The organism is Thiomonas sp. 13-64-67, from assembly GCF_002282795.1.
In the GTDB taxonomy this organism is placed as follows: Bacteria; Pseudomonadota; Gammaproteobacteria; order Burkholderiales; family Burkholderiaceae_C; genus Thiomonas; species Thiomonas arsenitoxydans.
Window position 1 is genome coordinate 1 of sequence record NZ_NCKP01000010.1, and the last position, 23,156, is coordinate 23,156.

Annotated in this window: 20 protein-coding genes; 4 read left to right on the forward strand and 16 right to left on the reverse strand. The window is 61.8% G+C overall.

Features of this window, described 5'->3' with window-relative positions:
* The 7 genes from B7X30_RS04095 to B7X30_RS04125 form a co-directional block, all read right to left on the reverse strand.
* The coding region (locus B7X30_RS04095) for a shikimate kinase (protein ID WP_286729399.1) at positions 1-387 on the reverse strand (387 nt) is incomplete at its 3' end.
* Between the two features lie 53 nt (positions 388-440).
* Positions 441-1,322, reverse strand: coding sequence for a hypothetical protein (locus B7X30_RS04100; protein WP_286729202.1), 882 nt, complete (start codon positions 1,320-1,322; stop codon positions 441-443).
* A gap of 42 nt (positions 1,323-1,364) precedes the next feature.
* Positions 1,365-3,623, reverse strand: a complete 2,259-nt coding sequence (locus B7X30_RS04105) for a type IV pilus secretin PilQ (protein WP_286729204.1) — start codon at positions 3,621-3,623, stop codon at positions 1,365-1,367.
* On the reverse strand, positions 3,620-4,192 hold the full coding sequence (locus B7X30_RS04110; RefSeq protein ID WP_013104916.1) for a pilus assembly protein PilP: 573 nt from the start codon (positions 4,190-4,192) through the stop codon (positions 3,620-3,622). Before B7X30_RS04110 ends, B7X30_RS04105 begins: the two co-directional genes overlap by 4 nt.
* Positions 4,189-4,872: a type IV pilus inner membrane component PilO gene (locus B7X30_RS04115; protein ID WP_013104915.1), complete on the reverse strand. Its 684-nt coding sequence runs from the start codon at positions 4,870-4,872 to the stop codon at positions 4,189-4,191. Before B7X30_RS04115 ends, B7X30_RS04110 begins: the two co-directional genes overlap by 4 nt.
* Before the next feature lie 10 nt (positions 4,873-4,882).
* Complete coding sequence (locus tag B7X30_RS04120; RefSeq protein ID WP_013104914.1) at positions 4,883-5,515, reverse strand: PilN domain-containing protein; 633 nt, start codon at positions 5,513-5,515, stop codon at positions 4,883-4,885.
* 19 nt (positions 5,516-5,534) lie between these two features.
* Positions 5,535-6,614 (reverse strand): pilus assembly protein PilM, encoded by a 1,080-nt coding sequence (locus B7X30_RS04125; RefSeq protein ID WP_013104913.1) that lies wholly within the window; start codon positions 6,612-6,614, stop codon positions 5,535-5,537.
* Between the two features lie 397 nt (positions 6,615-7,011).
* On the opposite strand from B7X30_RS04125, the gene B7X30_RS04130 reads away from it, so the two are divergent.
* Positions 7,012-9,381: a penicillin-binding protein 1A gene (locus B7X30_RS04130; RefSeq protein WP_286729208.1), complete on the forward strand. Its 2,370-nt coding sequence runs from the start codon at positions 7,012-7,014 to the stop codon at positions 9,379-9,381.
* A gap of 12 nt (positions 9,382-9,393) precedes the next feature.
* Here B7X30_RS04130 and cyaY read toward each other — a convergent pair whose 3' ends face one another.
* Complete coding sequence (gene cyaY / locus B7X30_RS04135; protein WP_286729209.1) at positions 9,394-9,720, reverse strand: iron donor protein CyaY; 327 nt, start codon at positions 9,718-9,720, stop codon at positions 9,394-9,396.
* Positions 9,721-9,745: 25 nt separating this feature from the next.
* On the opposite strand from cyaY, the gene lptM reads away from it, so the two are divergent.
* Together lptM and lysA are read left to right on the forward strand one after the other, a co-directional pair.
* Positions 9,746-9,904 (forward strand): LPS translocon maturation chaperone LptM, encoded by a 159-nt coding sequence (gene lptM, locus B7X30_RS04140; RefSeq protein ID WP_079668451.1) that lies wholly within the window; start codon positions 9,746-9,748, stop codon positions 9,902-9,904.
* An 81-nt stretch (positions 9,905-9,985) separates the two neighbouring features.
* Entirely contained in the window at positions 9,986-11,278 is a 1,293-nt protein-coding gene (lysA, locus tag B7X30_RS04145) for a diaminopimelate decarboxylase (RefSeq protein WP_286729210.1), read from the forward strand.
* On the opposite strand, the gene msrQ is transcribed toward lysA, so the two are convergent.
* From msrQ to B7X30_RS04170, 5 genes are all read right to left on the reverse strand, one after another.
* Entirely contained in the window at positions 11,251-12,018 is a 768-nt protein-coding gene (gene msrQ, locus B7X30_RS04150; protein ID WP_286729212.1) for a protein-methionine-sulfoxide reductase heme-binding subunit MsrQ, read from the reverse strand. The two genes, lysA and msrQ, sit on opposite strands and share 28 nt — an antisense overlap.
* Before the next feature lie 5 nt (positions 12,019-12,023).
* The gene (gene msrP, locus B7X30_RS04155; protein ID WP_276706272.1) at positions 12,024-13,040 is read right to left on the reverse strand and encodes a protein-methionine-sulfoxide reductase catalytic subunit MsrP; all 1,017 of its coding nucleotides are present in this window, start codon (positions 13,038-13,040) and stop codon (positions 12,024-12,026) included.
* 222 nt (positions 13,041-13,262) lie between these two features.
* Positions 13,263-14,627: a c-type cytochrome biogenesis protein CcsB gene (ccsB, locus tag B7X30_RS04160; protein WP_465020133.1), complete on the reverse strand. Its 1,365-nt coding sequence runs from the start codon at positions 14,625-14,627 to the stop codon at positions 13,263-13,265.
* Positions 14,628-14,739: 112 nt separating this feature from the next.
* Positions 14,740-16,959, reverse strand: a complete 2,220-nt coding sequence (locus B7X30_RS04165; RefSeq protein ID WP_276727818.1) for a cytochrome c biogenesis protein ResB — start codon at positions 16,957-16,959, stop codon at positions 14,740-14,742.
* A gap of 408 nt (positions 16,960-17,367) precedes the next feature.
* Positions 17,368-18,084 carry a c-type cytochrome gene (locus B7X30_RS04170; protein WP_286729216.1) on the reverse strand — a complete coding sequence of 239 codons (717 nt, stop codon included), beginning with the start codon at positions 18,082-18,084 and terminating at the stop codon, positions 17,368-17,370.
* 216 nt (positions 18,085-18,300) lie between these two features.
* Here B7X30_RS04170 and yihA point away from each other — a divergent pair, with 216 nt between their 5' ends.
* On the forward strand, positions 18,301-18,993 hold the full coding sequence (gene yihA / locus B7X30_RS04175; RefSeq protein ID WP_286729218.1) for a ribosome biogenesis GTP-binding protein YihA/YsxC: 693 nt from the start codon (positions 18,301-18,303) through the stop codon (positions 18,991-18,993).
* Here yihA and B7X30_RS04180 read toward each other — a convergent pair.
* From B7X30_RS04180 to B7X30_RS04190, 3 genes are all read right to left on the reverse strand, one after another.
* Positions 18,974-21,274, reverse strand: coding sequence for a patatin-like phospholipase family protein (locus B7X30_RS04180; protein WP_286729220.1), 2,301 nt, complete (start codon positions 21,272-21,274; stop codon positions 18,974-18,976). The genes yihA and B7X30_RS04180 overlap by 20 nt on opposite strands.
* Positions 21,275-21,302: 28 nt before the next feature.
* On the reverse strand, positions 21,303-21,941 hold the full coding sequence (locus tag B7X30_RS04185) for a zinc ribbon domain-containing protein (protein ID WP_286729222.1): 639 nt from the start codon (positions 21,939-21,941) through the stop codon (positions 21,303-21,305).
* A 63-nt stretch (positions 21,942-22,004) separates the two neighbouring features.
* Complete coding sequence (locus tag B7X30_RS04190) at positions 22,005-23,156, reverse strand: zinc ribbon domain-containing protein (RefSeq protein WP_286729223.1); 1,152 nt, start codon at positions 23,154-23,156, stop codon at positions 22,005-22,007.

A 23,156-nucleotide genomic window follows, 5' to 3' on the forward strand; every position in this document is an offset into this window, starting at 1 on the left:
ATGCAGCTTGGCCCGCGCATCGCCTTGTTGCAGCAAAGGCCGATTGCGGTCGTTGCGCAAGCGATGCGCAAGATCGTCCGGGCTGGCGCGCAGATAGACAACCGTGCCCCTTTCGTGCAGCGCCTTGCGGTTTTCCGGCCTCAGCACCGCACCGCCCCCGGTAGCGAGCACGATGCCCTCAAGCTGCGTCAGCGCGTCAATAGCGCGCGCCTCGATGTCGCGAAACCCCGCCTCACCCAGCCGAGAAAACAGCGCGGAAATCGTGCAGCCCTGCTCGCGCTCGATCTCATGGTCGCTGTCGATGAAGCGAAGGCCCACCCTTTGGGCCAAGGTTCGTCCTACCGTCGTCTTGCCAGCCCCCATCAGGCCAACCAGAAAAATACTAATCAATAAAGCCTCTGATCAAATAGAGTGAGCGAAAACAAAGATGCGTATATTCTTTAATTCACGACGACTGTAACCGACTGACTTGCAATAATGATTCCATTGCGAGTCACTGTAAAAATAACTATGTCCGTACCAGCCCTACCTCCAGATATGTATGTTGGATTTACCAGGCCGCTAGCGTCAGTTGTATTTGTCAAAGTAGGAGAAACGGTCGCGCTCTGAGTAAGGAACCCAGGCACCACGGCAACAGGAGGATTGCCAAGATACGTTGCTGAATTGGCACTACCGAGAGCCGAGGTAACAGTCAGATTTGGCACCGCATTTCCATTTGAGTCCTTCACACTGATCGTAAACGGAATTGCTTTATCCACCGTCTGCAATGTTCCGCTAACAGCATTAGGCCCGACACTAAGTTGCCCGTTTGGCGTAACTGTCATAGTGTAGTTACTGGTTGTTGCTTGAACAGCAAGAGAGACGGATGCCGTTGCCACATTCCCCGAGCTATCTGTCACTGTCGCGGTAACGATGTCCGTGCCGCTGCTCTGATTTCCCGCAGTGTAAAGAGTCGCCGCTTGTCCGTTAGCGCTTGTATTAGCGCTGGTGGCGGTAATATTTGCGTTAGAAATATTGGCAGAAAATGCAAATGTTACCGCTTGGTTAGCAACCACTGCCCCTGTTAATCCATTGGTAACAGTCGCAATCAGAACTGTACTTTGACCGCTTGCAATGTTTGCTGTACTGGTTCCCCCAGCAACAATCAGGCTAATGGCTAGCGCAGTGCTGCCTGAAGTAGACGTTGGCGCGCCACCGCCACCCACACCAGTTCCAAGAAGCGGAGTCCCAGAACTGCCGCCCCCACCACCACAAGCCACCAGCGCTAGTGTTGCCAGCGCAGCCAAAACAAATTTCAGAGTAGAAAAAAGTGGTCGGAACATAACGTGTAATCCCATTAATTTAGTGCGCTGCCCCGAAACAAGTCAGCGAGATAGATCGTTGTTTGTCACAATTTTTGGCGTCAAAAAAACCATCAACTCGTTTTTGTTATACATCTTGCTGTTGTTCTTGAATAGATTTCCAAGTACCGGAATATCGCCGAGCAGCGGCACCTTGTCGGTCTGATTCTGCTCTTGCGAGGTATAAATTCCCCCAAGCACGACAGTGCCGCCGTTTTCCACTTGAACCTGGGTAGTCACCGTATTGGTATTGATGGAAGGTACACCCGCCGTTGATGCGCCCGGGCTATCCTTGTGAATTTCCACGTTCATGATCACATTTCCTTCGGGTGTGATTTGCGGGGTGACATCCAAGCTCAAAACGGCCTTCTTGAAAGTCACCGCAGTGGCGCCGCTCGATGTAGCTTGCTGATACGGGATTTCTGTTCCCTGCTCAATAGTTGCCTTGCTCAAATCCGCCGTAATAACACGCGGCGAAGAAATAATTTTTCCTTTGCCGTCTGCCTCCATCGCAGACAGTTCGAGATTGATGAAACGGTTGGCCGCAGCGTTGAACAAACTGATACCCAAGGAACTCGGGGCAGCACCAGCCAGCAAACTGCCGGCCAAACCGAAGGCGGGGAGATTGACAAACTGTGAATCCGCCAGTGTTGCCGCGGAGGAACCCGGTTGGTTGGTTTGATTGGCAACCCCCAAATAGTCGCCTGAAACCGTAGCATTTGTTCCGCCGACCAAATTGACGCCCGGCACGCCGCCCTGAATCCCGCGCGCATCCAGGAAACCCAGCTTCACCCCAAGGCTGCGTCCAAACTGGTCGCTGGCTTCCACAATGCGCGCTTCGATCATGACCTGGCGCACGGGCTTGTCGATCTTGGCGATGAGTTGGGCGACTTCTTCGAGCTTGGAGGGAATGTCGGTGACGAAAATCTGGTTGGTGCGGGGGTCAGCCAGCACGGTACCGCGCGGGGAGAGGATGCGCGAGGTGGGCGCTGCGGAACTGGACAGGCCGGGCAACAGTACCGGAGAAGGCGTTGCCGTCGTGCCAGACTGCGCGCCCCCAGCGGCGCCAGTGAGCATGGCGACCACGGTAGCGGCTTTCTGGTAGTTGAGCTGGAAGGTCTCTGACTTCACCGGCTCCAGGGCGCTGAGCGATTTTTTCGCTTCAAGGTCGGCCTTTTCACGGGCGAGGATTTCGTCGCGCGGCGCGATCCACAGCACATTGCCTTCCTTGCGTTCGCCCAAGCCCTTGGCGCGGAGGATGACTTGCAGCGCCTGATCCCAAGGCACGTCTTTCAATCGCAGGGTGAGGTTGCCGGTGACGGAATCACTGACCACCACGTTCAGATGCGTGAAATCGGCGAACACTTGCAGCAGCGAGCGCACGTCTATGTTCTGGAAATTGAGAGAGAGCTTTTGGCCGTGGAAGCCGGGGCCGTTGCCTTGCACCAGGGCATTCGGGTTGGGCTGGGTGCGGCGCAATTCGACGACGAACTGGTCGTCAGCCTGGTAGGCGCTTTGCTCGTAGTCGCCATTGGGCTGAATGACCATGCGCACGTTGTCGCCCATCTGGAAGGTCGTGATGGAGGTGACAGGGGTGGCGAAGTCGGTGACGTCGAGGCGACGGCGCAGGTCGGCGGGCAGCGAGGTTTTGAGGAAATCGACAACGATATTCTGGCCCTGTTGGTGAATGTCCACGCCCACCTGATTGTTGGGCAAGTTGACGATCACGCGGCCCGCGCCGTCGGTGCTGCGCTTGAAGTTGATGGCCCGAAGCGCAACTTGATGGGTGTTGAGGTTGTCGGCGAAGTGCACGGTCTGGGCTTGCGGAGCCCCCGTGGCGGCAGAAGTCGCGGCCGCTTGTTCATGCGTGGTATTGAGCAGCACGAGCAGGCGATTGCCATCCAACTGGGTTTTGTAGGTGGCAGACTGGCGCAGGTTGAGCACCATGCGGGTGCGGCCCTGGGCCTGCACCACGTTGACCGAACGCAGATTGCCCTGCTCGAAGTTGACGGTCTGGCGATCGAGCGCCGAATCAACGCCGGGGAAATCGAGCACGATGCGAGCCGGCTGGTCGATCACGAAGCCATTGGGCGCGGCACTCAGAGGCTGCGCCAGATTGACTTGCACCACGGTTTCCGTGCCCTGCCGACTGGCGGTGACGTTCTGGATCGCGTTGTTGGCGGCGTAAGCCGGAACGGCCCCAAGCCCCAATACAACCGCTACGGTCAACAGTGCAATGCCCAGGCATCGGTTAAAAAGCGGCCGTTTGAAAGGCGTCTTCATTGTGTGCTCTCCTGCAATTGAAGGGTTGCCGGGTGCTCGACCCAATCGCCTGTGGCGTCTTGCACCAGTTCCCTCAAATCGACTTGGCTATCAGTAATTTTGATGATCTTTCCGAAGTGCTGGCCGGCATACTCGCCGACATGCGCCCGGTACAACAGGTTGCCCGCCTTGAGCAGGGCGTATTGCTGCCCTTTGATCTTCACGCTGCCCACCATTTGAATCTGGTCGAGTGAATACGCCTCAAGCGGCTGTTTGGGACGGGCCAGCTCGGCCTGCAGCAGCGGGTTGAGCTGCTGCACCTCCTGTCGCACGCCCACTTCGAGTTTGGTCGTGGAGAACGGATCGGTGCCGATCGACGGGTCGTAAACGGCAGGAATGAAAGGCTTGGGCGGCTCGATGGGTTTGATGCGCGGGTGCATGCTGGCGCGCTGTTGCGCCATCCACTCGCGCAGATCTTCATGCTGCTGGCCGCAGCCCGACAGGAGTACCGCTGACAACAGGGCCGCAGAAATCAGCGGCAAACGAAAGCGCTGAAAGTGCTGATATGGGCTAACGCGGTGCAAACTCATTTCGCCCCTCCCGGTTTTTTCGCCTGCTTGGCCTGGGCGGCGATTTCATCGGCGTCCAGATAGCGGAAGGTCTTGGCCGTGGCGTCCATGACCATCGGGGCGCCGGTCTTGCCCGTATTGGCCGTCAGGCTGATGTTGTTGAGGGTCACGATGCGCGAGAGCTTGGCGATATCGGTGGCGAAGCCCGCCAGATCGGTATAGCCGCCGTCGAGCTTGATCGAAATCGGCAGTTCGGCGTAATAGGGTTTCACATCCACCTGACCCGGTTTGAACAGCTGGAATTGCAAACCGCGGCCAATGCCCGCCTGGTTGATGTCGGAGAGCAGGGCGTCCATCTCGGCCTTGCTCGGCAATTGTTTTTCCAGCAGGGCCACGTATTGCTGCACCTGGGCTTTCTGCGCCTTGAGCAGATCGAGGCTGACGGCCTGTTCGAGTTTGTTCTTGTATTCCTGACGCAGGGTGACTTCCTGCTGCTGGGCCGAGGTGAGTTCGTCACGCGTGCCCGACAGCCAGGCATACCAGCCCAACCCCAGGGTCAGCAAAAAGGCAGCGACATAGACGGTGTTGCGCGGCCAGGCCGGCCAGGCGCCCGGATCGTTGGGGTTGAGCCCGCGGAACTGTGCCGAAATATCCTGAAACGCACCGTTCAGGTCGATTTTTGAGAGTTTGGAGGTCGCCATCAGTGTCGCCTCACGAAGGATTCTTGGCCATTGGCGCCGCACCTGAAGTGGCACCCGAGGCGGCGCCCGCCGGCGTGGGCCGCTTGAGGGTGGCGCGCAACTGGAACTGCGCCACGACGCGCGCCGCATTGCCCGCCGCAGCGGGAGCAATCTGCGAGCGGATCTCGATCAGTTCAGGCTTTTCGAGCCAACCATCGGGGCGGCTCAGATTGCGCAGAAAGTCGGCCACGCGCTCCTGGCTGAGCGCGACGCCCTGAATGAGCACAGTCGCCCCGTCCTGGCGAATCTGCGAGAGCTGAACCCCGGTCGGCGTGTCTTTGGTCAGATCGTCGAACAGGTGCACCGGCAGGTTGCGGTCGGCCTGCAGGCCCTCAACCGCATCTTGACGCGCCCGCAGCGCTTCGATCTCGGCCTTGAGCGAGGCGATGTCCTTGATCTGGCTGTCGAGTTTGGCGTTTTCCGCCTTCAGGAAGTCGTTGCGGCTTTGTTGCTGGGTGATCATTTCACTCAGCACGGTATAGCCGAGCGCCAGCACCAGCCCGCCCAGCACAATGGAGGCAAAGACTCCCGCATAGAAGGCCTCGCGCCGTTTTTTGCGCTTGGCATCCCGGTGGGGAAGCAGATTGATCAACACGATATTCATGACAGATCCCGTTGCTGCGTCATTGCAGGAAACGCCGCATCGCCAAGCCGCAGCAGGTCAGATACGACGGCGCCTGACTGCGCAGCTTCTTTTCGCGCACGGATTCGGCAACCGCCATGCCCTCGAACGGATTGATGACCATGCAGGCCACCGAAGCCGTTGCGGTAATTTTTTCCGCCAGACCGGGCAAGGCCGACGAGCCGCCGGCCAGCAGGATGTAGTCGACCCGGCCAAACGGCGTGGCGCGATAGAAGAACTGCAGCGCCCGCGCGATTTCCTGCGTGAGACTGTCCATATAGGGCGCCAGCACTTGCGTGGCGTAGTCGTCTGGAAGGTCTGCGGCGCGTTTCTTGGCCTCGGCCTCCTCGAGCGAAAAACCGTAGGTGCGGGCGATCATCTGGGTGAGCTGGGCGCCACCGAAGGCCTGATCGCGGTCGTAGAGGGTTTCACCGTTGCGCAGAATCTGCAGACTGGTGGAACTTGCACCCACCTCGAACAGCGCCACGAGCAAGTCGAGCCCGGCGCGGGGCAGCCGCTCAATCAGACGTTGAGCGGCCAGACGCGAGGCGAAGGCTTCGATATCCATCACCACGGGCTTGAGACCGGCAGCCTCGGCAATACCGCGGCGATCATCCACCTTTTCGCGCCGTGAGGCGGCGATCAGCACCTCCTGGTCGCCAGGGGAGGTGCTGCTGGGGCCGAGGACGCTGAAATCAAGCGCCACCTCATCGATAGCGAACGGAATGTACTGATTGGCTTCGCTTTCGACCTGCACTTCGATTTCTTCTTCGCGCAACTCGCCCGGAAGAACAATCTTTTTAGTTATGACAGCCGACGGCGGCAGGGCCATGGCGACTTGCTTGGCCTTGGTGCCGCTCTTGCGGACGACCTTGCGCACGGCCTCGACCACATCGTCGAGCTTCTCGATGTTGCCATCGACCACGGAACCCTTTTCGAGAGGCTCCATGGCGGCGCGCAGCAAGGTGTACTGGCCGCGGTCATCCATATCGAGCTCGACGAGCTTGACGCTGGAACTGCTGATATCCAGCCCGATCATTGGCGCATAGCGCTTGCGAAACAGACTGCCAAATGTGGCCACTGAAGACCCCCCGATTGATTTGCAACATTGTGCGCAAGCTCGTAGGCCAGCTTTTGGTGCACCGAAATGCGTGCCAGCCCCTGTTGGTGCATCAACCTGCACCCCGGTTTGTTTGCGCTACGAACTCAGATTTTTTCTTCGATCCTACCAACAAGTCCTTGATGTACTAACGTGTAAACCCCGGCCCAGCAGAAAAACGTTGCAAAACTCCCACGACGGCTAGGCGGGTGAGCATTTGTGATTTCTTACGGCACAACGGCGGGGATTTTTATAATTTGCAACAAAATTTTCTTTCCGCCCTCTCCAAGCGTTTGCTCGTGGGTCGTGCGGCGGCCTCCTTCTCCACTGCGCGCAAGCCGCGTAAGCCTCCTGCGGAACTTCGCGTCCGCCCGCCTCAATGAGTTCTTCCTCTACCGCTTCGCCCTCTCCGACGCCGCGCCCGCGCGCTCGCTCTCCCTGGTGGCTGCGCGCCCTGATCGGCCTGGTGGTCACGGTCGTGGGGCTGCTGATCGCGGCCGCGCTGGTTGTGGGGCTGGTGCTGGCGCTCAGCTGGCCGCGACTGCCCGACATCTCGGAATTGCAGAACTATCAACCCCAGTTGCCGCTGCGGGTGTATTCGGCGGACAACGCGCTGCTGGGCGAGTTTGGCGAGGAGCGCCGGGTGTTCATGCCCATTGGGCAAATTCCCGATCTGATGAAAAAAGCGGTGCTGGCCACAGAAGACGACCGCTTCTATCAGCACGGCGGCATCGATTGGCCCGGGGTGGCTCGTGCGCTGCTGGCGAATCTGGAGCGCTCGCGCAGTCAGGGCGCCTCGACCATCACCATGCAGGTGGCGCGCAATTTTTATCTGTCGCGCGACAAGACCTTCACCCGCAAGTTGTTCGAGGTGCTACTGGCGCTGAAGATCGAGCAGCAGATGAGCAAGGACCAGATTCTGCAGCTTTACATGAATCAGATTTTCCTCGGCCGCAAGGCCTACGGTTTTGCCGCGGCCGCACAGGCTTACTTCGCCAAACCGCTCGACCAGCTCTCCCTGGCGCAGATGGCGATGCTGGCAGGTCTGCCCAAAGCGCCCTCGGCTTACAACCCCATCAGCAACCCGCAGCGAGCGCGGCAACGCCAGTTGCATGTGATCGCGCGCTTGCAGCAACTGCGCTGGATCACCCCGACGCAGGCGCAACAGGCCCGGGACGAACCGCTGGCGCTGCGCACCGCGCAGACGGAGGACAACGTGCATGCGGGCTACATCACAGAGACGGTGCGTCAGATGGTGTTCGACCGCTACCACGAAGCCGCCTACACGCGAGGATTGAATGTTTACACCACCATACGCTTGCGCGATCAACTGGCGGCCTGGCGCTCGGTGCAGAGCGGCGTACTGTCTTACGAGTTGCGCCAGCCGTATCGAGGACCTGACGCCTTCATCGATCTACCAGGTGCGGTGGACGCGATTCCCGGAGCGATCGAACAGGCCTGCGCCGACCGACTCGCAGCCGACGACATGGTGTGCAGCGTGGTGCTCAGCGCAAAGCCCGCCGAAGTGAAAGTGATGACCGAGGCGGGACAGATCGTGACCGTCTCAGGCGCGGGGTTGCGGCAGGTGCGCGCACTCGGGCTGTCGGACAAGGCGCAGCCCGCCATCAAGCTGCGCGCCGGGGCGGTGGTGTGGCTGGCGGAGGATGGGCCAGGACAATGGGTCATCACCCAACTGCCGCAGGTGCAGTCGGCCTTCGTGTCGATGAACCCGAATAATGGTGCCATCGTTTCGATGGTGGGCGGCCTGGACTTCGCGCGCAACAAGTTCAATCACGCCACCCAGGCCTGGCGCCAACCGGGATCGAGTTTCAAGCCCTTCATCTACTCGGCAGCGCTGGAAAAAGGCATCACCCCGCTCACCGTGGTCAACGACGCGCCGATATTTTTCTCCGCGGCGCAGACAGGCGGCGAATCGTGGGAGCCGAAAAATTATGACGGCAAATACGAAGGGCCGATCAGCCTGCGGCGAGCCGTGGCGCAGTCGAAGAATATGGTGGCCATCCGCGTGCTCGACGACATCGGCCCGAAGTTCGCGCAAACCTGGAGCACCCGTTTTGGCTTCGAGGCCAGCCGCCAGCCGCCTTACCTCACCTTGGCGCTGGGCGCGGGCACGGTCACGCCCTTGCAGATGGCACGTGCGTACAGCGTGCTTGCCAACGGCGGCTATCTGCTCAAGCCCTTTTTAATCAGCAAGATCACCGATTCCCAAGGGCAGGTGCTGTTTCAGGATCGGCCGCAGCAAGCGGGCGATGAAAAACTGCGGGTGATTTCGCCGCGCAACGCCTATGTCATGGACAGTCTGCTGCAGGAGGTCACGCGCTCGGGCACCGCGGCGCGGGCGCAGGCGACGCTCAAGCGCCCCGACCTTTACGGCAAGACGGGCACGACCAACGACTTTCTCGACGCCTGGTTCTGCGGCTTCCAGCCCAGCTTGGTGGGCGTGGCCTGGGTGGGCTACGACACGCCAAAGAAACTGGGCAACAAGGAGACCGGCGGTGCGCTGGCCCTGCCGATCTGGATTCGCTACATGCAGACGGCTTTGCAGAACGTGCCGGTTACCAGCTATGCGCAACCGCCGGGCATCGTGGTGGAAAACGGCGAGCCCGTGTACAGCAATTTCGCCAATGGCGGCGGGGTTGCCAGCCTCGGACTGGACGCGCCCCTGCCGCCGCCCGAGGTCACGCGGCAAGAGCGCGACTCCATCCTCGATCTGTTCAAAGGCAATTGACGCCGAACTGGCTTACAGCGTGGGCAAGTCGAGAAGCGGCGCGTCCAGCGTCTGCATGACCCGGTGCAGTGCCGCGCCGAGCGTTTCGCCGGTGCGGGTGTCGCACCAATGGCTGCCGCTCCACACAAAGTGATGCGCTCCGGCGCGCGAGGCGAGCCAGACCTGATGCGTGGGCTGCTGCAGGTTGATGATGACCTGATCTCCGCTGTCGAGTTCCAGCCGCAGCACGGAGCCGTCGCGTTTGGAATCGAGGTCGGCGGCGTCGGCGGCCGCTTCGATGGCGGCCATGGCCTGTTCGGCAATCTGCAGATAACGGGTGTCGTCGAGCGTGTCGGACATGGGGCGGCTGATACACTGATTTTCGATGGACACAAAGCTTAATCGACCGCAGCACCTGCGCCCTCTGCTACGCCTGATGGCCGCGCTCGGGGTGGTTGTTTTGCTGGGCGGCTGCGGACAGACCGGCCCCTTGTACCTGCCCACGCCCGCCCCAGCGCATTCAGCCTCTGCCGCACCGCGCTGAGGGTTGGCTGCCTCGGTTTGCTGCCTCGGTTTGCTGCAATGACTTGCCACGTTTGTTTGCCGCCATTTTTCGGACGCCTTGATGAAGACCTTGCTCCTCCCTGCCCTGCCTGGGCATCCCCACATCGCCTATGCCGGCTCGACCTTGAAGATCGAGCAAGTCACCGCCTCTGCCGTGGCGGCTGAATTCGGCACCCCGACCTATGTCTATTCGCGCGCCTCGATCGAAGAGGCGGCGCAACGCTATAGCCAAGCGGCGCAGGCCAGCCCGGTGCACGTCGCCCTGCGTTACGCGGTGAAGGCGAACTCCAACCTGGTGGTGCTGCAGCTGCTCGCGCGCCTGGGCTGGGGCTTCGACATCGTTTCGGCGGGTGAACTCAAACGGGTATTGGCTGCAGGGGGCGAAGCGGGCAAAGTGGTGTTTTCCGGCGTGGGCAAGTCGGCCGACGATATGCGCTTTGCGCTCGATGTCGGTGTGGAGTGCTTCAACGTCGAGTCGCCCAGCGAGTTGGCCGCGCTCAACCGGGTCGCACAGGCCGCGGGCAAAGTCGCGCGTGTGGCGCTGCGCGTCAACCCGGACGTCGACGCCGGTACGCATCCCTATATTTCCACGGGCCTGAAAACCAACAAATTCGGCATCTCGCAAGATCAGGCTGCGCAACTTGCGCTGCAGACTGCGCAGTTCGAGCAAGTGCAACTGGTAGGCATCGCCTGCCACATCGGCTCGCAGATCACGACCGTCGAACCCTATCTGGACGCGCTGGACAAGGTGCTCGATCTGGTGGAGCAGATGGAGCGCAAAGGCGCGAAAATCGAGCACATCGATCTCGGCGGCGGTTTGGGCATCCGCTACACCGACGAAACCCCGCCGACGCCGCAGGAATGGCTGAGCCCGCTGCTGGCGCGCATCTCCGCGCGCGGTTTCGGTCATCGCACCGTCGTGATTGAGCCCGGTCGTTCCATCGTCGGCAATGCCGGCGTGCTGCTCACGCGCACCCTGTTTCTCAAATCCACCCCGGTCAAGCACTTTGCCGTGGTCGACGCTGGCATGAACGATCTGATCCGCCCCGCGCTTTACTCGGCCGAGCAGGCCGTCGTCCCTACCGAGCAAAGGGAAGGCAGCGCCTTGAAATACGACATCGTCGGCCCAGTGTGCGAATCGGCCGACTGGCTGGCCCGCGACCGCGCGCTGGTGCTGGCGGAAGGCGACCTGCTGGCCATTTTGTCGAGCGGCGCCTACGGCATGGTGATGGCGTCCAACTACAACAGCCGCGGCCGACCCGCCGAAGTCATGGTCGACGGCGCCACCGCCACGCTGATTCGTCCGCGCGAAACGCCCGAACAACTCTACGCCAGCGAACGGCTCTTGCCCTGATTGACGACCTGCTTGCCGACCTGATTGGTGACCTGCTTGCCGACCTGTTTTCCGATCGGATCGTTGCTCTGATCGTCGCTAGCTCTTGCGCGGTGCAGTTGAGTGCGGCGAGCCTGCGCCGCCCGCCAGGCCCACCACAGCCGCAGCCCCAGCAGTAGCGCGAGAATCAGCGCATAGACCGTGGGGCTGGCGGTATTGTTCTTCGCCAGCTTGCCCCACCAGAAGTGGAACACCGCCACCACGCCGACCACGTAAACCAGACGGTGCAAGGCCTGCCAGCGGCGGGCGCCGAGACGGCGGATCATGCCGTTGGTGGAGGTCAGCGCCAGCGGGGTCATCAGCAATAAGGCGGTCATTCCGGCGAGCACAAAGGGATGTTTGACCACATCGCGCAAGGCCATGTCAACGCTGAAACCGTTGACCAGGCCCAGCCACGCGGTGAAGTGCAGCAGCGCGTAGAAAAACACGAACAAGCCGAACATCCGCCGAAAGCGCGCCAGCTCGGCCCATACGGTGAGCTTGCGCAAGGGCGTGACCGACAGGGTGATCAGCAGCAGCCGCAACGCCCATAGACCGGTGGTCCAGATCACGGTCTGTTCCGGGTTGGGCCCCAGATCGTTGGTCCAGCCGCGCCAGAACAAACCGGCGAAAGGCAGCAGGCACAGCACGAACAACAGCGGCTTGACCGCCCGGCTGCGCAAGACCCGACGCGGCAGAGAGAGCGACGACGCGGCAGTCATGGCACTCAGAAAAACTTTTTCAGATTCATGCCCTGATACAGGCTGGCGACCTGCGCGCCATAGCCGTTGAACAGTTGCGTGGGAATGCGCGGCGCGAACAGGCCGCCGAAGGCGCCGCCCTGTCCGATCATGCGTTCATTGGCCTGGCTCCAGTTCTGCGGGCTCACGTCGGGGTTGACGTTGGAGTAAAACCCGTACCACTGCGGCACGGCTCGCATCCATGAAGTGACGGGCTGTTTTTCCACCAGCCGAATCTTGACGATGGACTTGCCGCCCTTGAACCCGTATTTCCAGGGAATGACCATGCGCATCGGCGCGCCGTCCTGATTGGGCAGCACTTCGCCATAAAGGCCAAACGTGAGCAGGGTGAGCGGGTGCATGGCCTCGTCCATGCGCAGCCCTTCGAGATACGGCCATTGCAGAATGGGGTCGTTCTGTCCCGGCATCTCCGCCGGGTCGAGCAAGGTGATGTATTCCACATACTTGGCGTTGCCCGTGGGCTCGACGGCCTTGAGCAGGTTGGAGAGCGAATAGCCCAGCCAGGGCACCACCATCGCCCAACCCTCGACGCAACGATGGCGGTAGATGCGCTCTTCCATCGGCGCGAGTTTGAGCAGATCGTCGATGCCGAAGGTGCGCGGCTTGTGCACCTCACCCTCCACCACCACGGTCCACGGCCGGGTCTTCAGACTGCCGGCATTCTGGGACGGATCGCTCTTGCTCGTACCGAATTCGTAGAAATTGTTGTAGGTCGTGACGTCCTTGTATGGCGTCGTCGCCTGCGTGGTGGACAGGGCGGTGTTTTTTTGCGCGGCCAGCGCAGGCAACTTGCCCGGTGCGGGCAGGCCGCCGTGCACAGGTGTTGCGGTCGCCTGCGCACGATGTGCAGTGAGCGCCGCCACGCCTGCCGCGGCGCCGACTCCGGCCGCCGCGAGAAAGTGCCGACGATCTTTATAGACTTCTTTCGGCGTGATTTCCGAAGAATGCGGGTGCTCGAAACCTTGGTCTTGACGCTTGCTCATGATGTGCTCCTGTGCGGCGGGCTGGTATGCCGGTCGATAGACGGCAGATCGGGCGACCTTATTCCATCGCGACAGCGGGTAGTCGCTGCAACACGCCGAACCTTACAGTGCGAGCCCATCCCCGCCTGCTCTGAGGGGATTGGGGTGTGAAGGAGGTCTTTCTTCATGGCTACTTCCAATAAAAAAGGCCCCGAAGGGCCTTTTTTACGTCGCTAGTTCATCTCACAGCTTGCCGTAGGAATGCAGGCCCGAGAGGAACATGTTCACGCCGAGGAAGGCGAAGGTGGTGACCAGCAGGCCGGTCAGCGCCCACCACGCGGCAACCTGACCGCGCAGACCCTTGATGAGGCGCATGTGCAGCCATGCGGCGTAGTTCAGCCAGACGATCAGCGCCCAGGTTTCCTTCGGGTCCCAGCTCCAGTAGCCGCCCCAGGCCTCGGCGGCCCACAGCGCACCCAGAATGGTGGCGATGGTGAAAAAGGTGAAGCCGATAGCGATGGACTTGTACATCACATCATCCATCACTTCCAGCGAGGGCAGATGCGAGGCGATGCGACGGCGGCCATACAAAATACCGGCCACGATCAGCGCCGAGACACCGGCGAACACGCCCCAGTACTCGGAGATGCCGCCCTGACGGAACACCAGCGGCTCGAAGAACATCACAAAGCCGATCAGCCACAGCGGCGTGAGCTTCCACAAGGAAGTCTCGTTGGCATGGGTCTTGATGAGGTAAGCGAAGCCGACCATGGCCGCGATGGCGAAGGTGCCGTAGCCGATGAAGTTCGCCGGGACGTGCAACTTCATCCACCAGCTTTGCAGCGCAGGCACCAGCGGCTGAATTTCGTAGGCGTTCTGCACCATGCTGTACCACAGCAGGAAGCCCACCGCGGCGCTGACCACCAGCATGGCGAAGGCGCCCATGCTGCGGGTCTTGTATTTCTGCTCGAAATACAGATACAGAATGGTGGTCAGCCAGGAGAACAGCACGAACACTTCGTACAGGTTCGACAGCGGGATATGACCGATGTCCGGCCCGATCTGATAGCTCTCATACCAGCGCATCATGGTGCCGACCAGCGCCATGGTGATGCCCACCCAGGCTAGACGCGAACCGAAGTACTGCGAGAAATTGGACTGCCAGCCCTTGGCATCGCGCACCATACCGTCGCCGCCGCCTGCCATCGCCCCGCCTCCGCCGGCCAGCGCCATACCTGCTGCGGTATTCTGCGCCGGGCCGGTGAACATGCCGAACCAGTAGGCTGCGGTGCTCAGGAACATCAGGAACGCCATCCACAGAATCGCAGACTGGCTGGCGAGGAAGTACTTGAGGAAAAACACCTGTTCACTGCGCGCCAGCACGGCGTGCCCATCCGGCCCCTGATACAGCCAGATGCCGAAGAGCGACAGGCCCGTCACAACAAGCGCCAAATTCTTGATGGCCGTCCACCCCCATCCGAGGAACATCAACGTCGTCGTCGCTCCCAGGAAAATGAGCTTGACGTAATAGTTCATGTTCTGGCCGTACTGGCTCAGCACATACGCATCGCCGCCGGCGATGAGCAGTAGAAAAATCCAGTCATACATGGAGCGTCGGCGCAAGTAAGCACCGATGCCGTTCTGGCGCGGAGGTTCCGAACTCTTGGAGTTCAGTGGCAAGCTATGGGATTTGCTGGCAAGTTCCATGGCGGGTCCCTATTCAGGTCGAGGCAGTGTCCGGCGATTGTGCTTTCGCCGGGTCGGGTGATGCTACGCCCAGACTGGCTGTGCGCAGTGTTTCAAATTCCTTCTTGTATTCCATGGTGCGACGGTTGGTGCTCATGGCCATGAGGGTGTCGCTGCCGCCGTCTTCACGGTCTTTCACCAAAAACCAGACGCGGCGTTCACGGATGTAAAGCATGGCAAATACGCCAAGAATGAGCAAGACCGCGCCGGTATAGACCACAACCTTGCCAGGGGCGCGCGCCACCTGGAAGATGCTGGCCTGGATCTGCTTGTAATTGGTCATCTGCAGATAGAGCGGCGACGGATAGAAGAAGGTGTCGGACAGGGCGAGTACGGCCGAGTCGAAGAATTTTTCATGCGCCGGGTCTTGAGTGACCGGCTTTTCTCCATGATTTTCGCGGCTGATCTGCCAGAGCTGCCACAGCGTGCCGTTCAGAATGCGCACGAACACGTCGGACGCCTGCTGCTGCTTGTCTTGCGGCACGGCGGCTTCGAGATACTGCGCGAGCGCGGGCAGGCCGCCGGGCGCCTGAACCACCGGCTTGCCGGTTTTGGGATCGTTGGGAATTTCACCCGCAAAAATATCCAACGTGCGCGAGGCGGTTACCAGGAGTTGATTTTTCAGCTCGGCAGTCGCGTCTGGCGGCAAAGACGCGGCGACGTACTGGGCTGCGGCCTCCTGACGATCTTTCGAGTTGAACAAGGCGGCGCGGAACCGCATCCAGCCATCGATGGAATCATTGCTGTCGGCCGGTATGCGCAGATATTTGTAACCCGCGTCGAGCGAACCGCGCTCCCCGGCGAGGAACACCTTTTCGCCATTGAGCTCAACCGGCAACATGTAGTTGAAATACTCGTGCGCCTGACCCGAAGCATCGCGAATCTTATAGATCACCGCGGGGCCGATGTTCTGCAGATGCCGCTCACCCGGCGCGGCCACAGGTGCGCCCAGGTGCCGATCGAAGCCGGACATGAAGGATTGCTCCTTGGGTTTGACGCCGGTCATCTGCGCCGGGCTCATGTCCTGCACGTTGAAGATCCGCAGTTCGGTGAACTCGACCTGCATGCTCTGCGCCCCATTGCTGAGCTGGCGATCCGAGCCCACGGTGCCGGTCAGATCGAAGGTCTTGTCGCTGGGGCCGTGCATCGGCCAGGCCTTGAGGAACAGTTCAGATCCGCCATCGGCGAAGCCCGACTGGAAGATGGTGACGCCGTCATACGTCAACGGATGGTTGACCTCGATCTTCGCCGGAAAGCTCTTGCCCGAGCGGGGATCGGTGATCACCACATCACTGGCGAACAAGCGCGGCATGCCGGTGGAATAGAAGTCGATGTTGAATTTTTTCAAATGGATGTTGAACGGCAGCGGCTGCAGCAACACGCCGTCGCCCATGCTGAGCACCGCCATATTCGATTCGCCGCCATCGGGAATCTGCAGATTGCCGCGAAAGGTCGGGTTGTGCACCGACAGCTTGTTGATCTCGGGCACCTGCGACAACAGCATATTCGCCTTGAGCGGCTCTTTGCCGAACATCCACATCTGCGCCTTGATCATCATGTCGCCATCGAACAGCGCTCCTACGCAGATCAGCACGAATGCGGCATGCGCCAGCACATAACCAATGCGGTTGATGCCTCCGGTCTTCGCAGCGATCATGGTGGCGCCCGCACCGCCCTCCTGCGCCGCAGGACGCTCCTGCACCTTGAACTTGTAGCCGTGGCTCTTCATGACGCCCGTCAAATGCGCCACGGTGGCCGCGCGGCCATCGGTGAACGTGGTTTCGCCACGCTCGTGGAAGTGGCGCATGCTCTGCTCGCGCATCCCCTCTTTATAGGTCTTCAGATCGGTGATGATCTTGGGCGTATTGCGGATCAGGCACAGGCTGGTGGACACCACCAGAAAGGTCAGGATCAGCAGGAACCACCAGGAGGAATAGACGTTATACAGCTCGAACTTACGGAAAACTTCCGCCCAGAACGGTCCGAACTGGTTGATGTAATTGTTGTAGGGCTGTCCCTGGGTGAGCACCGTGCCGATGATGCTGGCGACGGCGACGATCACCAGCAGCGCAATGGCAAAGCGCATCGACGAAAGCAGTTCGACAAAGGCGCGCCAGGCGCGTGAGCCGTGCTGCAGCTCCCAGCCGGAGGTACTCAGAGTGGTGTTGGGAACTGGCGATGGGGTGGCAGACATACGATGGGAAACTAGGCGCAGCGAACGATTAGCGATCGATGGGAAATCGGTAGGCCGGACTTTGATGAATCAGACCACCCAGCGGCGCCCCGCAAAAGGGTAGGTGGACAGCATCGAAGACAGGTATGACAAATGCAATAGCTTGAAAAAATCAACGAATCAATATAACAAAACAGAAAAACCTCAAATTTGATATCCCACAGGCCAGAGGTGTCATGCGCCAGGCTGGGGCAGCGTGGTTTTCCGCGGAGCGAGCGGCCGTTCGTGCCGGGTCATTTCAAGCCAAACCCAAACCATCGGCCCCTGACTCTCACCCTTGGTCTCGCCGTAGGACAGAGCATGCCCGGCGGGGGAAAGTTCCGGTAACAGAGCGTATCGGTCGCCTTTCAGCTGGAGGCGCGGCCCGATTCAGCGCGGCAACTCGGTCGGAGCGCGCAAGCCAGCCGCATACTCCGCCACGGCGGTGATCTGCTTGTCGGTCATGCGAGACGCGATGTCGTGCATTTCCGGGCTGTTGGTGCGGCGGTCGTTGCGGAACATCTGCAGTTCCATTTCCAGGTAGCCCTGCCACTGCCCGCCGATACGCGGATAGCGCGAAGGCATGCCCGCGCCGCCCGGGCCGTGGCACGATACGCACGCCGGTACGGCCCGGTCGGGAATGCCCGCCATCCAGATCGCCTGGCCGAGTTTCAACTCTTTTTTGTCGGCAAAGGCCACCCCGGGCTTGAAGGTCTGGCGGCTGTAATACAGCGCGACATCTCGGATTTGCGCGTCGGTCAGCGTTGCCGCCATGCCATTCATGATGGCGTTGACCCGCGCCGGGTGTTTGGCGCCCTTGGCGATGCGATAGTCGTGCAACTGCTTGACCAGATAGTCGGCATGCTGGCCGGCCAGTTTGGGAAATTCGGTCGAAGTGGCGTTGCCGTCGATGCCGTGGCAGGCAGCGCAGGTCTGCGCCACCTTGGCGCCCGCCTGAAGCTGCGCCGGCGTGGGCGCGGGAAAGGAAGTTTCGCTGACGCTGGACGCCGTAGCCGCCGGGGCGTCTGCGCCCCACGATGGAGCAGACGCCAGCGACAGGCCGGCAAGAGTCAAGACAACGCGCACTGCAACCGAAGGGGTAGGCATGAAAGCGATCCATCAGAAATTCGCCCGCGCCGGACTAACAGTGACAAACAGCGACAATGCACTGCGCCGCGCGGCTCGGACACCGGCGAGAGCGCAGCCCTTTGCTGCACCCGGCCAGCCTGTTTGCACAAGATGGCGCATCCTACCGATACATAAGTTATGGCGAATATAGGGAATTCCAGCAGGTCAACCCCCCCGCAGGTGCGTTTCAGCCCCTTGCTCCACAGTGCGCGCTTTATGGTGACGAGTTCTTCGATGGAGAACCTGCCCGTTACCGGGCTGCCTGAAATCGCTTTTGTCGGCCGCTCCAACGCGGGCAAATCCACGGCGATCAACACCCTGTGCCAGCAGCGGCAACTGGCGTTCGCCTCCAAAACGCCCGGCCGTACCCAGCACATCAATTTTTTCGCCGTCGGCCCAAAAGAGTCACCCAGCGGATTGCTGGTCGATCTGCCAGGCTACGGCTATGCGGCGGTGGCCAAAACCGACAAAAAGCGCTGGCAATTGTTTCTCGCCCAGTATCTGGCCGAGCGCGGGCCGCTGGTCGGGCTGATTCTGCTGGCCGATTCGCGCCTGGGGCTGACCGAAACCGATCTGAGCCTGCTGGCTTTCATGGCCCCGGCCAGCGTGCCGCTGCATGTGCTGCTGACCAAGGCCGACAAGCTCAACCGCCAGGAGGGACAGCGCGCCGCGCAGGCGGCACGCGATCAACTCGCGCAGCACGCGCAGGCGGTGGGCATGACGGCGCCGATTTCGCTGCAACTGTTTTCAGCCACCAAGCTGTCGGGCGTTGAATCGGCGTCGCAACTCATTGAAAGCTGGCTGGAGGAGGCTGCGCGGCCAGTGGAAGGTTCCGAATCCGAGCGGGAGTCCGGCGCGGCGAGCGAGCTCACGGACGACCCAGAGTGAGATAGAAGTTGACTTTCTGCCCTGGCGCCTTGCCGAGGCCGAAATACACCGGGCCCAGCGGCGTATCGGTGCCGAGATACACACTGGTGCTTGAGCGCAGATCGCTCAGGCTGACCTGCGAGCGCTGCGCCCAGGTGTTGCCGCGCTCATAGGCCAGACCAAGATAGGCGGCGCCGCCAAACAGTCCGGGCGTGACCAGTTCGTAGCGATAGCCAATGCGGCCATAGATCAGATAGTTGCCGATGAGCTGGCCCTCGCGATAGCCGCCCAGCGCGTCGAAGCCGCCGAGCGAGAGGTAGTCGAGATTGAGCAGCCCGGCGCGGTCGCGGAAGCTGGCCACCCGGGCCGCCACCTCCACGGTGTGTCGCCCGAAGCTGGCGACGTCTTGCCCGGAGAGGTCGATGCGGTCGTAATTGGCATCGCTGCCCAGCGCGGTGCGGGCGAAAAACAGCTCGCCCCGCCCGCTCCAGCCTTTGCGGGGAAAGTAGGCATGATCGAGCCGGTCGGCCAGCACCAGCAGCCGCATGCCGCCTTCGCGCAGCAGGGCGCTGCTATTGTTCAGCGGCGGCGTTCCAAGCAGATAGGTGCCGTAGATGTTCGCCCGGCTCAGACCGGCGCGCAATTCGCCATAGTCGCCCAGGGGCACGCCCAGATCCAGGCCCACGCGCTGCGTGGTGAGGCGGTAGCGCAGCACGGGGTTGTTGCCGGAATACACATCGACGGGCCGCGCGTCCAGATCGAGATAAGGCGAGACGAACAGCCAGCCGCCGCGCGTGACGGGCTGATATAGCTCGGACATCCAGCGGTTGCGCCAGCCGATCTGCAGATCGTTGCGCCACTCGCCGCCCAGACTGTTGAGCCAGGGCCGCCGCTGCGAGAGCTGCAGCGAAAACCGCGACTGGTTGCGCAGATCGGTGTAGAGCCCGAGCCCGAAGCGCAGATAGTTGGGGCCCCAGGGCTTGTCCTGCAGGCGATATTCGAGCACCTGTCCGCGCCGACCGGAGACCAGGCGGTAATCCACCCGCGAAAAATCGCCGCTGCCGAAGAGACGATCGACATCGGTGCGCACTTTGTCGAACTGCAGCGGCTCGCCGGGCTTTTGCTCCAGCCGGGCTTTCAAGGTCTGATCGATGCCCGCAGACAGCCCGCGCACTTCCACCCCGGCCAGCGGCGCGTTGAACTGCAGCTGCGCCACCAGCGACTGCGCCCGGCGGGCGAAGGCGTCGCGCCACTGCGCGTATTGCGCGGGCGGCAAGGCCAGCGGTTCGAGCTGCGCGCGGGCGGCCATCACCGCGTCATAGCCGATTTTGATGGCGCGGTCGCCCGCCTGAAAATCGAGCGAGGACAGGTCGCCGAGGTCGGGCGAGATAAGCACGTCGCCCGGCTTGAGCGTGGCGATCTGTGCGCGGATGTTCTGCTCGATCAGAATATTGATCATCTGCGAGGTCAGCCCGACGATGTTGTCGAGCGACTCGCGCGATGCCAGCGGCGTGCCGATATTGATCGCCACCACATGCTGCGCCCCCATGTCGCGCGCCACATCCACCGGCAAGTTGTCCACCAGTCCGCCATCGCCCAGCAAGGCACCGCCAAACTCGGTGGGCGGAAACACCCCCGGCACCGACATGCTCGCGCGCAGCGCCGTGGCCAGCACGCCCTGCTGCAGGATGACCTTCTTGCCCGTCACCATATTGGTCGCCACGGCGCGGAAGGGAATCGGCAGATCGTTGAAATCGCGCACGGTCAGCGCGGGCAGGGTGAGGTTGGTCAGCACCTGCTCAAGCTGGGTGGTATTGACCGCCGCGTTGGGAAACTGCACCTGTCCGTGATCGCTCAACCCGAACTCGATGCCGCCGGGCATTTGCTCGTCGGCCCGTTTTCGACGGAAGGCGAGCCCTTCGCGCGCCGGACGGCTGGAGAGCACGCTGGCCCAGTCCATGCCCGAAACCTGACTGCGCAGCACATCCACCGACACGCCCTCGGCATACAGCCCGCCGATGATGGCGCCCATGCTGGTGCCCGCGATGCAGTCGATCGGCACGCGCAGTTGCTGCAAAGCTTGTAGCGCGCCAATGTGCGCTAGCCCCCGCGCCCCGCCGCCCGAGAGCACGAGACAGGTCTTGCCGGGCACGACGATGGGGGCGGGTGCAGGGGCAAGCGCGGGCGCGGAAGGTGTTTGAGCGGCGGCAGGCAGCAGCGACAAGCCGCCGACGACCAGCACCCCGATCAGGCACGCAGCCGCCGCGCCCCGAATCCGCCTGTAGCCCGGAAATTGCCGCATGCGAACTTTCTCGGCCCTTACCTGGCACTCAGGCCAAAGCGTTTCCGCAAGAGCCGCAAAACCGATCTTCCGGAGCCGTCTGTGTGCCACATTTCGAACAGAACCGCGCTTTCAGGGAAGGCGTCGTCGAGGCAGATTCGGCGGCCTGCGCGGCGGGCATCAGCCCCAGGGCCTGGGCGGTCGCCGCGGGCAGCACCGCGGCCGACTCCGCGCCGCCGCCGAGCAACTGATTGAACTTCCCGATATGAGCCGCGCGCTCCGCATCGAGGCTGGACTGCGGCGCGATCAAGGTGGGCCGCTCCTGGCCAAAGCCGCGCAATTCGGCCGCCATGCCCCGCGCCACATCGGGCAGCCCGCGCATGGCCAGCACCTGTCTCGGGCCGGTGCGCTCGAACAGCACGGTGTCGATCTCGGACGCCCAGACCCGCAAGGTCATGGCCTCGATGTTGATGACGTCTTTTTCCGTCTTGAGCCGATCGGCCAGCACATTACCCATTTCCATGCGCGCCGATTCATAGCTGCCCTGAATATCGACCCAGATCACGGTGGAACGAAAGTCGTAGCGCCCCCACAGCGCATACACCGCCGCCACGCTCAGCCCCGCCCCCAACAGCGCGGGATTGGGCAGGTTCAGCGCCTGACTTCGGTCGGAAAATTCGTAACTCATAGTGATGGGTTGGGTGGGTGTTAGCAGGCGATTTTCTGGCTTCCCTGGCTTCAGGGAGCGTGTTTACTTGAGCCGATAACCGCAGCTACCGCAAAACACATCGTCCGGCTGCACGGCGGCGCCGCAGGCCGGGCAATGTGTGGTGTCGGCCACTTGGGCGGGGGAAGTCGGCTCCGGTGATGGAGCGGGAGGTTCGGCCGGAGGAGCCGACGGAGCCGGGGGTGGCGGCGCGACAGGCGCGGGGCGTAGCTTGTAGTCGTCGAGCTTCTGTTTGAACTGGGCCAGCTTCTGCCCAATCTGCTCAGACCCAGCCGACTCCACGCCTTCACTCACCGCCCGGTACACGAAGATCATGCCCAGCACATAGATCAGGCTCACCACCGACCAGGCGAGAAACCACACCAGGCCGATCGACAGGCCCGCGCCGCCCATGCCCGCGCCGCCCAGCGCCACACCTTCCATGCCGCGCATGCCACCGAAGCTCCCCATACCGCCCATACCGCCGAAGCCCCCCATGCCCATGCCGCCGAAACTGCCCGCGGCAAAAAATCCGCCGACGAACATGCTGCCCACGAACACCACGGCAAAGATGAACGCCACAGCCGGGAACACCAGCAGCCCCAGCACCAGAAAGTGCATGAACACTTCCAGCGGCCGCTGGGTGACGATGCCCACGGCGCGCGACAGGCTGGCGATGAAGCCCTCGCCATGCCAGACCGCCGCAATCATCAGCGGCCCGGCGAGCAGCAGCACGGCGTAAGCCAACGCCACCACCACGACCAAAGGCCCGCCGAGGAGAAAGCCGAGAAACCCGCCAATGCCCGGAATGCGGCCGAACAGCGACAGCAGATAAGCCGCCAGCAGAATCACGGCAAACCCCAGGCCAAGCAGAATCAGCAGCCCGATGACGTAGAGCGCCGCCTGCACCCCGCCCAGAAACGCCGGGGCGAAACCGCGGATCGGCTGGTCATACGCCTGATCGACCAGCATCAGCCCGCTGGCATTCATGCCCACGATGATGATGATCGCGCCCAGCAGCCCCATCAGCATCGATACTGCGGCGCTGCCCGAGCTCATGCCCGCCGCCGCGCCCCCGCTGATCGCCAGCCCGCCGAGCACGAAGCTGCCCGCCAGCATGGCCAGCGCGCGCCAGTTGTGCAGCGCCTCGTAGCTGCGCAGCAGCACGCCGAGGTTGTTGGTGGTTTTCACGGTCAT

Coding starts and splice junctions, on each gene's coding strand:
- B7X30_RS04100 (WP_286729202.1), bottom strand. CDS start 1,322: ATGTTCCGACCACTTTTTTCTACTCTGAAATTTGTTTTGGCTGCGCTG.
- B7X30_RS04105 (WP_286729204.1), bottom strand. CDS start 3,623: ATGAAGACGCCTTTCAAACGGCCGCTTTTTAACCGATGCCTGGGCATT.
- B7X30_RS04110 (WP_013104916.1), bottom strand. CDS start 4,192: ATGAGTTTGCACCGCGTTAGCCCATATCAGCACTTTCAGCGCTTTCGT.
- B7X30_RS04115 (WP_013104915.1), bottom strand. CDS start 4,872: ATGGCGACCTCCAAACTCTCAAAAATCGACCTGAACGGTGCGTTTCAG.
- B7X30_RS04120 (WP_013104914.1), bottom strand. CDS start 5,515: ATGAATATCGTGTTGATCAATCTGCTTCCCCACCGGGATGCCAAGCGC.
- B7X30_RS04130 (WP_286729208.1), top strand. CDS start 7,012: ATGAGTTCTTCCTCTACCGCTTCGCCCTCTCCGACGCCGCGCCCGCGC.
- cyaY (WP_286729209.1), bottom strand. CDS start 9,720: ATGTCCGACACGCTCGACGACACCCGTTATCTGCAGATTGCCGAACAG.
- lptM (WP_079668451.1), top strand. CDS start 9,746: ATGGACACAAAGCTTAATCGACCGCAGCACCTGCGCCCTCTGCTACGC.
- lysA (WP_286729210.1), top strand. CDS start 9,986: ATGAAGACCTTGCTCCTCCCTGCCCTGCCTGGGCATCCCCACATCGCC.
- msrQ (WP_286729212.1), bottom strand. CDS start 12,018: ATGACTGCCGCGTCGTCGCTCTCTCTGCCGCGTCGGGTCTTGCGCAGC.
- msrP (WP_276706272.1), bottom strand. CDS start 13,040: ATGAGCAAGCGTCAAGACCAAGGTTTCGAGCACCCGCATTCTTCGGAA.
- ccsB (WP_465020133.1), bottom strand. CDS start 14,627: ATGTATGACTGGATTTTTCTACTGCTCATCGCCGGCGGCGATGCGTAT.
- B7X30_RS04165 (WP_276727818.1), bottom strand. CDS start 16,959: ATGTCTGCCACCCCATCGCCAGTTCCCAACACCACTCTGAGTACCTCC.
- B7X30_RS04170 (WP_286729216.1), bottom strand. CDS start 18,084: ATGCCTACCCCTTCGGTTGCAGTGCGCGTTGTCTTGACTCTTGCCGGC.
- B7X30_RS04180 (WP_286729220.1), bottom strand. CDS start 21,274: ATGCGGCAATTTCCGGGCTACAGGCGGATTCGGGGCGCGGCGGCTGCG.
- B7X30_RS04185 (WP_286729222.1), bottom strand. CDS start 21,941: ATGAGTTACGAATTTTCCGACCGAAGTCAGGCGCTGAACCTGCCCAAT.
- B7X30_RS04190 (WP_286729223.1), bottom strand. CDS start 23,156: ATGACCGTGAAAACCACCAACAACCTCGGCGTGCTGCTGCGCAGCTAC.